Below are 12,755 nucleotides of genomic sequence, written 5' to 3'. Positions count from 1 at the left end.
TATACGTCTCAGGGATATTCAATTTTCCCTCTCCTTTACTGCTATTTAGTCAAATTTAAAGCCCTTTAACAGCTCAGCAAACCCGGTTGTCGCCTCGCCTGACTCATGATAATTAAATACTTCCTCTTCCGGCGCTTCGTCCGGCTCTACCTCTTTCATGCTAAGGCTTAGTTTGCCATTTGCGGTAGACAGGATTTTCACCGTCACTTTCTGTCCCACCTTTACGACTGCACCCGGATTCTCCACGCGCTTTTTACTCATCTGGGAAACGTGTACCAGTCCGCTTAAGCCATTTTCCAGCAGGACAAACGCGCCGTATGGCTTGATTGTCTCGACCGTTCCTTCCATGATAGCGCCGGTCTCACAACGCGCAATCCGGCTCTTCTTCTCCGCATCCTGTTTTTCTCTCGCCAACTCTCTGCCGGACAGGACGAGACGTTTCTTCTCCTCATCCGCCTCAATCACCAGCACCGGAATCTTCTTTCCATTCCAGCTGTCCAGATCCTCGACATACGCTGCATCCAGTCTCGACGCCGGTATAAAGCCGCGCACGCCTTCCACCATCGCAACCGCACCGCCGTTTACGACCTCGGAAATAGTAACCTCAAGCGGTGTGCGCTCATCGAGCAGCTGACGGAAATGTTCCCACGTCATCCTGTCATTCGCCTCCTTGCGGGATAAAACGACATTGCCCTCGCCGTCGTCGGTCTGAATTACCGTTGCCGTGAGCAGGTCGCCCGGCTGAATCTCTTCTTTCATATTAAAATCCGGATCATTGCTCAGATTCTCACGGTCAATCACGCCCTGAGCAAAATATTTCAGATCCACCAGCACCTGGTCGTCCGTCACTGCAACAACCGTGCCAGTCACAATATCGCCCTCATGCAGACGCTTGAAAGACGCCTCCAGCTCCTCGGCATAGTCCTCCATTGTCTCTACCAACTCTTTATTCTCATCCATCCTGGTATTTCTCCTTTCCGTTCCTTCTACACTCTTTTGGGTGGCAAAACTCTATTGACTATTTAACCATATTCCACCCGATATTTCCAGAGTGAATTTGTGAAAATTATCTTAAAATCGATTCGCTACCGCCCGATTCACAGCCTCTGGTTTGCAAACATCCCACCGGAAACAAAAAACATACCTTGCTGAAACCGCACGAAGTTTCCTATGCCACAAAAGACCGCACATGCCTGCGCCTGTGCGGTCTACGTTTACACACACTTCACATCACAGTTTACACGTTATGTAAACTGCAATGCAAATTCATTCATCCAACACCCGTCTCCGCATCTTTCTCCAATCCATGGTTCTTCTGCCAGAATGTCACACCGCCAACCAACACAAGTCCCAGAAGATCCGTCCATGCGCCCGGATCCATCATGCACAGACCGCCCACGATCAAAACCAGCCGCTCTACAACGGACAGCCATCCAAACAGAAAACCGTTAAGCGCCGCCGCAATCCCGAAGATACCGAGCAGCGAGGTGATGCAGATCTGCACAACCTGCAGTGCATTCGTGTCGATGAATACCATCGCCGGGTTAAATGCCAGAATATACGGCACGATAAAAGCGGCAACCGCCAGCCGCGTCGCATTGAGCGCCGTTTTCATCGGAGGCGCTTTCGCGATCGCGGAACCCGCATAAGCTGCCAATGCCACCGGCGGTGTGATATCCGCCACGATTCCGAAATAGAAAACAAAGAAATGCGCGCAGACCAGATTGATCCCGATCTCCGGTGCAATCAGAATCGGCGCACAGGTCGCCGCCATAATACAGTAATTTGCCGTCGTCGGAACGCCCATGCCAAGCACGATACAGCATAACATCGTCAGGAACAGCGCGATCAGCGGTTTTCCCTGGGAAACTGCCACAATTGCCGTGATCAGCTTCGATGCCAGACCGGTCGATGTGATACATCCAGCCACCAGCCCCGCCATCGCACAGGCAACCGCCACCGTGATCGTGCCGCGTCCGCCTGCCTCCAGCGCATCCACAATCTTTTTCAGCGTGATCCGGTTATTCCGGTTCAGAGCACCGACCGCAATCGCGGCAAAGATCGCTACCGACGCAGAAAACTGCATCGTAAATGTATTTGTCGATACCAGCACCACCAGCACAATCAACGGTGCCAGCAGATAGATCTGTTTCATCAGCACCCGCATCTGCGGCAGTTCCTCCCGCGGAATTCCACGAAGTCCCAGTTTCTGTGCCTCCAGATGCACTGCGATATAAATACCCGCAAAATACAGCACTGCCGGAAGAATCGCTTTCAGCGCCACCGTCGCATACGGCACGCCCATATATTCTGCCATCAGGAATGCTGCCGCGCCCATGATTGGTGGCATGATCTGCCCGCCGGTCGAAGCAGCCGCCTCCACTGCTCCGGCAAATTCCGGGCGGTAACCACATTTTTTCATCATCGGGATCGTGACCGAACCCGTTGTGACAGTATTTCCAACCGAAGATCCCGATACCATCCCGCAGAGCGCCGAGGAGATAACCGCCACCTTCGCCGGACCGCCCGCCGAGGAACCGCAGAGACAGTTCGCCAGGTCGATAAAAAAATTCGAGATCCCCGTCCGTTCCAGAAACGCCCCGAAAATGATAAAGACCACAATATATTTTGCACAGACATTGATCGGCGTATTCATAACTCCGCTCGTCGTGTAAAATAAATCATAAATAACCTTTCCAAAACGCACCGTCGCAAATGTATATACAAGCAGTGCACCGACCACACAGAGAATCGGGATTCCCACACAACGCCTGCAAAGTTCCATCAGCGAGAGCACCGCCAGAATCGCCATCAGCACCATAACCGGATTCTTCGTGACCCGCGTCGCCAGCTTAATGATCGCATGCGCGTTCGCCGCAAAATAGAAAAATGGAACCGCCCCCACTGCCATCAGAACCCAGTCGTACCACGGCATATGGTTGATGCGTCTGTCTCCCTTCTGAACCGGATAATGCAGATACCCGAGAATCAGAATCATTCCCAGAAACATCGACAACCGGATTTCCGGCAAGGCGGTACTGAAAAGCGTCACATAAATGCTGTAAACGGAAAATAATACCGACAGCCACCGGATGATCGATGCTGGTTTCCCCTGCCAGACGCGCGTGTTGGACTCGCGGTCATATTTTTTCATGACTAACTCAACATCCGCAGCTGTCCCTGTGTCCGAATCGCCCTTTTTCAGGCTTTCACGTTCCAGGTATTTTAGATCTGGTGCCCTGTTTTTCTTTTCCTTCCATTCACCCATTCGTATAACCCCCTTTCACACTTCATTTCTGGGTTTCCCCCTTATTTCACCGGCACCTCCATCCCTTTCTCTGCGAAATAATCCGCTGCTCCCGGATGATACGGAACCGCTGTGACCGAAGTGGCAAATTCAAGGTTCAGCTCCGCTCCCTTCGCATGCGCCGCCTTGATGGAATCCATATTTTCAAAGACGCCATAGCAGAAGTTATAGATATCCTCTGCCGGAACGTCATCGCGCGCCACTACTACCGCACCGACAGCCACCGTCCTGATATCCTCATCCGTTCCATACGCGGACGCTGGGATCGTGTTTTTGCTGTAATATGGCGATTCTTTAATCAGCTGATCCATATGCTCATCGTCCAGGCTGACGAGATACACATCCTTCGTCGCTGCCAGGGAGGTGATTGCGGTCGTCGGTGCACCCGCTACGACAAATGCCGCATCAATCTTGCCATCCTGCAGCGCCTCTGCGCTGTCCCCAAAGGATTGATACGTCGGATTTATATCTTTTTCGATATCCAATCCATATGCTCCCAGCACATCCACCGCATTATAATAGACACCTGACCCCGCCGCGCCGACCGAAACATTTTTGCCTTCCAGATCGGCTACCGACTGAATCGACGGATCCAGCGTAACAATCTGCACCTGCTCCATATAGAGCGCCGCCACGGTCGAGAAATCAGCAACTTTTCCATATTCTTCAAAGAGATTCGTACCATTGTAGGCATATGCCATGACATCCGACTGCACAAATCCCAAATCCGCATCATGTGCATCCAGCGCCTCGATATTTGCCTGCGAACCGCCCGATGTGATCGCCGTCACCGAAGTGCTGGTCGATTCCCCTATCTTTCCTGCAAGCACGCCGCCAAATCCATAATATGTACCCTGATCGCCTCCCGTCGTGAAAATGAGGCTGGTTCCGCCATCCTTTCCGCCCTTTTTCGTGTCTGTCACCTGCGCAGCGCCAGCCCCACTCTGACTTTCTTCCTGTCCGCCTGCTGTGTTACCGGCAGTATTCCTCCCGGCTTCATTTTTACCTCCCGCAGATGTCTCTGCCGATACTCCTGTCGTTCCGGTACTGCCGCATCCCGTCAGCGCCAGCCCTGCCGCCATCGCCATGGAAATTGCTACTGCCATGTGTCCCTGCATTCTCGTTTTTTTCGTCTTTTTTGTTCTTCTCATTCTCTCATTCTCCTCCCTGCTTGAACATTTACGTCTTAGATAGACTGTCAAAAATTACCATTACTATTTTATGTGTGGGAGGGAAGAATTATTCCTTGGCACGTTAGTGCCTTTTTGCGTAATAGGGAATTCCAAGGAATTTCCTATTACGCAAAAAAGACCGCTGAGCCGGACTTCCTGTCGCCAGGTTGTCCGAATCAGCAGTCTCTTTATGTAACTGCGTTATGCAATTATATTACTTATACATTCACTCCATATGGTATGGGGAACTACTGACTACCAGCAGATACCCTGAGCCATCATAGCGTCAGCAACTTTCTGGAAACCAACGATGTTAGCACCAGCTACCAGGTTGTAGCCTAAGCCGTATTTCTCAGCTGCTGCTGCGGAACCATCATGGATACCAGTCATGATCTGATGAAGTTTGGAATCAACTTCCTCTGCTGTCCAGCTGTATCTCTCGCTGTTCTGGCTCATCTCAAGACCAGATACAAGAACGCCACCTGCGTTAACAGCCTTGGACGGAGCTACTACCATGTTCTTCTGCTCCATTAAGAACTTAAGAGCTTCGTTGGTAGTTGGCATGTTAGCAACCTCGATGTAGTACTTAAGGCCGTTAGCAACCATCTTCTGAGCCTCTTCCATACGAACGTCGTTCTGAGTAGCAGCCGGCATAACGATGTCAGCCTTAACGCCGAACGGTTTCTCACCTGGGAAGAACTGTACGCCGAACTTGTCTGCGTAATCCTGAACTTTGTTACGTCCAGATGCTCTCATCTCCAGCATGTAGTTGATCTTCTCTTCAGTTACAACACCTTCCGGATCGTAGATGTATCCGTCCGGACCAGACAGGGTAACAGCCTTAGCACCCAGCTCAGCCAGTTTCTTGCAGATACCCCAAGCAACGTTACCGAAACCAGATACAACAACGCTCTTGCCTTTGATGTCATCGTTCTCATGTTTCATAACTGCTTCTACATAGTAAACAGCGCCGAAACCAGTTGCTTCCGGACGTACCAGAGAACCACCGAAGGACATTCCCTTACCAGTGATAGTACCGTTCTCGAATGCACCACGGATCTTTCTGTACTGGCCATACAGGTAACCGATCTCACGAGCACCTACACCAAGGTCACCAGCCGGGATATCTACGTCCGGTCCGATGTGACGATATAACTCAGTCATGAAGGACTGGCAGAATCTCATAACCTCTGCATCGCTCTTGCCGTTCGGGTCGAAGTCAGAACCACCCTTAGCACCGCCCATCGGCAGGGTTGTTAAGCTGTTTTTGAAAGTCTGCTCGAAGCCTAAGAATTTCATGATAGACAGGTTTACAGAAGGAGCGAAACGTAAGCCTCCTTTGTACGGTCCAATAGCGCCGTTGAACTGTACACGATAGCCACGGTTTACATGAACAGCACCGTTGTCATCAACCCACGGTACACGGAACTCGATAGTTCTCTCCGGCTCAACCATTCTCTCAAGAAGAGCAACCTTCTCGTACTCCGGATGTGCATCTACAACCGGACCCAGAGTGGATAATACTTCCTCTGCTGTCTGAAGGAATTCGGCTTCATGTGCATTTTTCTCTTTGAGTTCTGCAAGAACTCTGTCAACATACTTGCTCATTGGATAATACCTCCTGATATGTATATAAGTTTGAATAGTTCACTGAACTATGGTTACCACAAATACTTGACGATGGTTTCATCAATCTTGTACATAATTCCCTCTGGTTCCAAATTGTTTTTGTGAACTTTTCTGTTTCTATAATGTATTATAGATCATTTCTTCGTCAGAATCAAATAAAAATAGTGTTATAGATGTTATTATTATTTGCTTATGGAGTTATATTGTTCCTGATTATAACTCGGAGATGGACAACGAATGTGTCCTGGCACATTCGGGCGTCTCGCGCGGTCGCTTGCGACAACCTGCATCTTCGCGCGAGTACGTATCATTGGCACATTCGTTCCTTTTTGTGTGATAGGAAATTCCAAGGAATTTCCTATTACGCAAAAAAAGAGGCCTGCCAAAAAGCAGACCTCTTGAAATTCGCATCTATTAGCCCAGGAAGCTGATGAATCCTGTCAGGATAGTTGCGTTTACAAAGTCGATGAATAAGGAACCTACCAGCGGAACTACCATGAATGCAGTCGGAGCCGGACCATATACGCCGGTGATTGCCTGCATGTTTGCCATAGCGTTCGGGGTAGCACCCATACCGAATCCACAGAAACCACTGGTCATAACAGCAGCATCGTAGGATTTGCCAAGTACGTTGAATACAACGAAGTTTGCATAGAAGAACATAAGTACTGTCTGTGCAAGAAGCATAACTACCATCGGTACAGCCAGCTCAGCTAACTGCCACAGCTTCATATCGATCATAGCCAGACCCAGGAATACGGAAAGGGAAGCACCGCCCAGTGTGCTGATCTCTTCCATCGGGATCTCTTTGTTCTGAACATCCATGATGTTACGGATGATAGCACCAACTAACATTGCGCCGATGTAGAACGGGAATGTCATAAACTTGCCAAGGAACATGGATACGATAGTACCAGCACCGATAGCAACGATTAAGTACAGAAGACCGTCAAGGATTCTAGCGGAATCGATTGCACCAGTCTCATCTGTCTCTACAGTCTCAGTCTTAGTAGCTGCCTCAGCAACTGCGGACAGTTTGTACTTACGGATCTTAGCAGTTGCAATAGGACCACCGATTACGCAGCCTGCAACCAGACCATAAGTAGCGGAAGCGATAGCTACAACGCTCGCATTTGCTACGCCTAATTCCTCAAGTAACGGTCCGAAGGAACCAGCAGTACCGTGACCACCTACCATCGGGATGGAACCGGTTGCCAGACCCAGACGAGGATCCAGACCAAATACGCTTGCCAGACCAGCACCCAGAACGTTCTGAAGAATTACCATAACAGCTGACAGAGCCAGGAATACAACTGTCTGAACGCCGCCCTTCTTCAGCATACGGAAGGATGCTGTGAAACCTACGCTACAGAAGAAAGCTACCATGAATACGTTTTTAAGTGTCATGTCGCAGGAAATTTCCAGAATGCCCATGCCTCTTACGATGGTATGAACGATTGCATAAAGGAAACCACCAACTACAGGTGCCGGAATACAATACCGACGAAGAATAGAAATTTTAGCTACCAGAACACGTCCCAGTAACAGTACAAGTGCCGCAACTGCGGTTGCCTGATACATATCAAGCTCGATTGTCTTCATACAACTACCTCCAACCTATTTTTTTTCTTGCTCGCAAGTGTATAATACTGTAGCCCCGACAAAAAACTACAAGATCCATCATAAAAACATAAAATTTTTATAACATTTTTTTAACTTATGATAAACAGATTGGAAAGTTTTGTAAATCTACCCGTTATACCTCACGATCTACCGCCAGCATCAGGCTGTCGATGAACTTTTTGATGCTGACTTTGCCGCCGTAACGGCGTTTACCGCGGATGTGATCCATCTCTGCCCGGATTTCCTCGAATGGGAACAGGGTGCTGGAGTATGCAGTAAAGGTTTCATTCATGAAATCCTCAATACCCAAATGTGCCAGGTTCGACATGCCGACCGCGATCGCACGGCGGACACGCTGCTCCATGTTCTTCGGCGCATCGCTCAAAAGCTCGCAGAGCTGACCGATGCTGACCTGGGAGATCGGGCGTCCGTTGTTGTGCAGATACTCGCAGATCCGAAGGATATCGTCGCCGCCCTTCTCGCCGGACATGCCAAGACGGTTTAAAATGTAAAGCACCTTTCTGCCGTAACCGTCATCTTTTTTCTTCTCCTTCGGCATATCCGCGATCTCTGCCATGAACATTTTCTTAATATTCGTCAGTGTTTTCTCATTCTTGATCTGCTCATCCACATTGCGGATGACCGATTTTACCTCAATGATATTGATTGGCTTGCTGATGAAGAACTCAACGCCCGCATCGTATGCCTTGCCGATCAATTCTTTCGCCGCCACCTGGGAAATCATGATGCATTTTGCCTTGCAGCCTCTTTCCCGCAGCTCACGCATGACCTGAACACCGTCCTTTTCCGGCATCAGAAAATCAATCAGAACCATATCCGGGTTCTTTGCCAGGATATCATCCACATCCGCCGGCTGTCCCTCTGAAGTTCCGCAGACGATTCCCAGATCATTATCTTCAATAATATCCTGCAGGACGCTGATCACTGACATATCATCTTCAACAATATAAATCTCCATTTACTCTATTTCCTCCAATTTCGCTATCGGTATCTCAATATGGAATTTCGTTCCTCTTCCCTCTTCCGAATCCACTGAAATACTACCTTCAAACTGCTCCTCTACCGCGTTTTTCACACCGCAGAGCCCGACGCCTCTATATATATTGCCGGTTTTTTCATCAAACTTCGTTGAATATCCCATATTGAAAATCCGTGGGAGATGTTTTTCTGAAATTCCCGGTCCGTCGTCCGCTACTTCAAACACATAATTACCATCTTTTTTGTACTCCCGAATCCAGATCATCCCACTTTTTTTCGTCGATTCGATCGCTTCCACCGCATTTCCTACCAAATTTTTGAGAATCGTCATAAGCTGGTAGTGTTCCTGCGTCATAAAATTGTCCCGGCAGTCAAACATCAGACGGATATCCAGCTTTTTCTCCGCCATGGTCCGGTAGGTGGATGATTCCAGAATCCGAAGAAGATCCTGCAGGCTCATCGTTTCCTCGTTCGACTCTTCCTCGATCGCCTCCTCAATGCCCTGAATGATGCGGATGTAATCTTTCTTGATCTCATGGACATCCCGCGCTATCTCAAGTCCCATCTGCTGCATTTCCCGTGGAAGATCCTTTTCCAGAATCTGCTCATAGAGCTTGTATGCATTGCTCATGACGCGCTCGATCTCCTCGGTGTTCTTATGCATCAGGTAAATCTCAGTCTTGAGTCCCGTTGTCATAAGAAATAACCGCTGATAACGGCTCTCATGATCCGCTTTCGTAAGAAGAAGCCGGTACTGCTGTTCTCCGATCAGTGCCAGTGCCACAAAAAGTGTGCGGACTGCAGCGATCATAAAAAGCTTTTGAATTATATCCGGTCCCGGCATCGCATTGTTTTTAAGAAGCGCCGCCAGGAAGTTTTCGAATATATTCGAGCATAAGTCACAGAAAAATGCCGCCGCAATCACATTTTCCAGATTCGCGATATGTTTATTCCGGATCTGCAGCTTGAACATCATGCCGTACACGATATAAAAGAATGCTCCGGGCATCGCAAGCTGTACCAGCATCTCGGATGGCATTCCCTGCAGATAATATATCACAATTCGGAACAAAAAAACAATGATCGACGTCACCGTACAGATCGTCATCGTGTGAATCTGGCTTCCGACTGTCATAATCAGCACCGGAAGCAGGATAACCGACGCTGACACACGGAAATTGTTGACAAATACGTTCCAATAAAGCTGCGAAGTTATCGCTATGATAAAGCCTATCGCTAATGTTCGTCTCCAGGATTTCATTTCTGCCTTTCTCCCTCTTTAAATAGTACAATTTCACATAGCTTTTAGCCTGAGTAAAACAGTTTTTGCATATTTATATAGTATACTTAGTTTCATGAAATCTGTAAAGAATTTTATAGCAGATGTGAAACTCTCGTTACTGTTCACACACGTGTGCCCAGCAACGGGATTTTGCCGATGCTACGCATTCCAAATCGGCAAAATCTGCTGCCGGAACTGTATCGTACGGAATTTTCAGTTCAAAAAATTCCTACCTGTGAACAGTTACAAACTCTCCCAGTGACGCTGCCCTGCTTATAACGCCTCTTTACCTATATAATAGCGTCTCCCGGATTCTCTCCGCAAACGCATTCATCCGTTCCTCAATCCCCGGCAGCTGCATCGCTGCCCCGGCATTGTTTGCCGTCTCCATCATCGCAAACTGCCCCGGCAGATAGAAGGTTTTGTTCATATTTAACGCCGCGATAAGCTGTTCCGCCACGATATCGCTTCCGGAATAGCCCGACACAACCACCGCAAACAGCGCTTTGTCATAAAACCGCGTCGTCCGGAACAGCGAAGTCAGGCGGTTGATGAACGCAGTCAGGTTTGCCGACAGCGCATCGTTGTAGTTTGGACAGAGCATCACGATGGCATCCGCCTCGCGGACTGCCGGATAGACGTCCTCGACCATCACTCCACCGTAGAAGCAGCTTCCCTGCTCGCCAAAATGCAGGCACATCTTGTACGGGCATCCGGCGCAGTCGGAAAGCGTACCGTTTCGAAGCCCTATCTCCCGGATCTCCATCTCCGGGAGCTGTTCTTTCACCCGGTTCCAGATCGCGTAGGTGTTGGAGGTCTTGTGGCTTGACGCGTGCAATACCAATACTTTCGGACATTTTTTCCTGACGCAATCCGTTCCCAGTACTTCTTTGACCAGCCCCGCCGCGCTCTCGCGGTATGCCCCCATCAGATCGGTTCCAAGATTATTGGAAACGATCGTGTAATTGGAAAGTGTCCGCGTGCCCTCGACGAGCGGGCGTCCCACGAACGCGCAGCCCGCACAGTTAGCGGCAAATACCAGATCCTTCGCCGCCGATTTGGAATAGAGGTCATTTTCACTGTCCACCAAAAGTCCGCCGACAAAACCGTTCAGAAAATCCGGATGTTCCCGCAGGAAACGAATCAGACGGTAAAGCTCCAGGTTGATGCCAGATGTGCCAAGCGGCACGGCAAACAGGATACGTCCCTGGACTGGATTTTTTTGATTCTGTGTCTTCTCCAGGCACCTCCATCGGTTTACATAATCTTCAAAAGCACTGATTTCCGTCGCTGTCTCGTAGGCGTAGCCGTCCAGCGCATAGGATAACACCTCCGAAAGGCGCGCATCCGCGCCTTTTTCCTCCTCGCGCAGATGGACGAGGAGGAGAGGCATTTCTTCTATATAGATATCTCCTTCTGAATTTGAATGAATCATTTATTTTCGCTTCCTTCCTGCGATAAAACTCATCAATCACACAATCTTTTTCAGATTTTCCTCCGCCGTCACAATCCGCTCATACAGCGCATCCGGCAGTGGCAGGATTTCTGTTTCCAGACCGTATTCAGTATAACGGTTTTTCACGCCCATGAAGATGCCGCCCATGAATACGGAACCGCAGTGCCATTCGCCGCGCATCATCAGAATCAGGGAGATCGCGCCGGAGGAATATGCCGGTGCGATAAACGGCTTGAAACCGATCGCACGCATATGCAGGTTTGCCGTTACCGTCAGCTGGGTCAGTTCTTTTGAAAGCTCGTCGTTGTAATTCTCAATGGAATCTGCGATGACGAGATCCTGTCCATGCGGTCCGAAGGAACGCCCCTCAATCAAAAACTGTGAAAACCGCTCGTCGCGCTTCGCATAATAAGCCGCGCGCGCATTCATAACGCCGAGTCCGAAGCCCTGTACCTGTTCCGGGCGGAGTCCCTTTAAATCAAGGATGCCGTTTTCGTCCTTGTTGCTCTCCAGCCATGCCGTCTTTGCCAGCGGGTCAACCGGATCGGAGACAACGGCAAATAAGCCCTTGAAATGCTCGGCTCTCGCCTGTCTTGCATACTGCGCAACGATCTTGGAGTTATTTTCAAACTGGTACATCCGCACATCCTTGACGCCAGAACCAACCGGCGGGATTCCCTTAGAAGCGACAAATACAAATACATCGCACTTGAAGAGGTCTTCCGGTTTTACCACATCGACCTCCGGCAGCGCGTCATACGACCATGGGTAGGCAATCTGGTTTTCCTCAAATTCCCAGCGTGCGGTCACTTTATCGGAAATATCACAGATGCCGATCGAACTGATGCAGTCGCCGCCCAGAAGATGAAGCCCGGTCAACAGCGTACTTCCGACATCGCCGATCGCCAGAACATGGACTCTTTTCTTCGTTTTCTGCGGTTTTTCTGCCAAAATAGCCTCAAAATCCGGATGCTGGCGGTTGACTGCGCGCATCACGCCCTGAGCGATCGCGGCTTTGACTGCCTCGTCAAGCTCACAATTCTTGTTTGCCGCCTGCACCTCCAGCTTCCGGCTGCTCAGCCAGGAAACATTCTCTGCCTCCTGGAATAAAAGCAGCGGCGAGTTTACCTTAAAAGAATCTCTTCCGGTTCCCGGCTCGCGCTCGAATAAGAATGTGAGCGGCGTGCCCGGGTGCGGCATTTCTGCCTTTTCGTATGATAAATTTCCATTGAAGGAACAACAGATTTTATCTCCAATTTTATAATAGTACATATTGTATACCCCCTG

9 protein-coding genes are annotated in these 12,755 nt (G+C 49.4%); all 9 read right to left on the bottom strand.

From position 1 onward, the window contains the following. Positions 1–45: 45 nt before the first annotated feature. The 9 genes from DXD12_RS07080 to DXD12_RS07040 all read right to left on the bottom strand — a co-directional run bounded on the left by DXD12_RS07080 (position 46) and on the right by DXD12_RS07040 (position 12,740). Positions 46–960 (bottom strand): S1 RNA-binding domain-containing protein, encoded by a 915-nt coding sequence (locus tag DXD12_RS07080; protein ID WP_107000639.1) that lies wholly within the window; start codon positions 958–960, stop codon positions 46–48. A gap of 310 nt (positions 961–1,270) precedes the next feature. Further along, complete coding sequence (locus DXD12_RS07075) at positions 1,271–3,268, bottom strand: TRAP transporter permease (protein ID WP_182457036.1); 1,998 nt, start codon at positions 3,266–3,268, stop codon at positions 1,271–1,273. A gap of 41 nt (positions 3,269–3,309) precedes the next feature. Beyond that, complete coding sequence (locus tag DXD12_RS07070) at positions 3,310–4,458, bottom strand: TAXI family TRAP transporter solute-binding subunit (RefSeq protein ID WP_233430208.1); 1,149 nt, start codon at positions 4,456–4,458, stop codon at positions 3,310–3,312. Positions 4,459–4,734: 276 nt separating this feature from the next. Continuing rightward, complete coding sequence (gene gdhA / locus DXD12_RS07065; RefSeq protein ID WP_107000640.1) at positions 4,735–6,087, bottom strand: NADP-specific glutamate dehydrogenase; 1,353 nt, start codon at positions 6,085–6,087, stop codon at positions 4,735–4,737. A gap of 435 nt (positions 6,088–6,522) precedes the next feature. Then, positions 6,523–7,710, bottom strand: coding sequence for a sodium/glutamate symporter (gene gltS, locus DXD12_RS07060; protein ID WP_118469477.1), 1,188 nt, complete (start codon positions 7,708–7,710; stop codon positions 6,523–6,525). Positions 7,711–7,864: 154 nt separating this feature from the next. Then, a complete protein-coding gene (locus DXD12_RS07055; RefSeq protein WP_117796260.1) occupies positions 7,865–8,710 on the bottom strand; it encodes a DNA-binding domain-containing protein in 846 nt (281 codons plus the stop codon). Next, positions 8,711–9,991 (bottom strand): ATP-binding protein, encoded by a 1,281-nt coding sequence (locus DXD12_RS07050; RefSeq protein ID WP_107000642.1) that lies wholly within the window; start codon positions 9,989–9,991, stop codon positions 8,711–8,713. Positions 9,992–10,298: 307 nt separating this feature from the next. After that, on the bottom strand, positions 10,299–11,447 hold the full coding sequence (locus tag DXD12_RS07045) for an NAD(P)H-dependent oxidoreductase (RefSeq protein WP_243105354.1): 1,149 nt from the start codon (positions 11,445–11,447) through the stop codon (positions 10,299–10,301). A gap of 36 nt (positions 11,448–11,483) precedes the next feature. After that, positions 11,484–12,740 (bottom strand): lactate dehydrogenase, encoded by a 1,257-nt coding sequence (locus DXD12_RS07040; RefSeq protein WP_118637893.1) that lies wholly within the window; start codon positions 12,738–12,740, stop codon positions 11,484–11,486. Positions 12,741–12,755: the final 15 nt, after the last annotated feature.

The sequence above is a fragment of the Clostridium sp. TF11-13AC genome, from assembly GCF_003481065.1.
In the GTDB taxonomy this organism is placed as follows: domain Bacteria; phylum Bacillota; class Clostridia; order Lachnospirales; family Lachnospiraceae; genus Otoolea; species Otoolea fessa.
The sequence above is the reverse complement of the archived record's forward strand: the minus strand, read 5'-3'. Positions and strand labels throughout refer to the sequence as shown.

What these genes read in the sequence shown, in the direction of transcription:
- DXD12_RS07080 (WP_107000639.1), bottom strand. Translation starts at nt 960, where the DNA reads ATGGATGAGAATAAAGAGTTGGTAGAGACAATGGAGGACTATGCCGAG.
- DXD12_RS07075 (WP_182457036.1), bottom strand. Translation starts at nt 3,268, where the DNA reads ATGGGTGAATGGAAGGAAAAGAAAAACAGGGCACCAGATCTAAAATAC.
- DXD12_RS07070 (WP_233430208.1), bottom strand. Translation starts at nt 4,458, where the DNA reads ATGAGAAGAACAAAAAAGACGAAAAAAACGAGAATGCAGGGACACATG.
- gdhA (WP_107000640.1), bottom strand. Translation starts at nt 6,087, where the DNA reads ATGAGCAAGTATGTTGACAGAGTTCTTGCAGAACTCAAAGAGAAAAAT.
- gltS (WP_118469477.1), bottom strand. Translation starts at nt 7,710, where the DNA reads ATGAAGACAATCGAGCTTGATATGTATCAGGCAACCGCAGTTGCGGCA.
- DXD12_RS07055 (WP_117796260.1), bottom strand. Translation starts at nt 8,710, where the DNA reads ATGGAGATTTATATTGTTGAAGATGATATGTCAGTGATCAGCGTCCTG.
- DXD12_RS07050 (WP_107000642.1), bottom strand. Translation starts at nt 9,991, where the DNA reads ATGAAATCCTGGAGACGAACATTAGCGATAGGCTTTATCATAGCGATA.
- DXD12_RS07045 (WP_243105354.1), bottom strand. Translation starts at nt 11,447, where the DNA reads ATGATTCATTCAAATTCAGAAGGAGATATCTATATAGAAGAAATGCCT.
- DXD12_RS07040 (WP_118637893.1), bottom strand. Translation starts at nt 12,740, where the DNA reads ATGTACTATTATAAAATTGGAGATAAAATCTGTTGTTCCTTCAATGGA.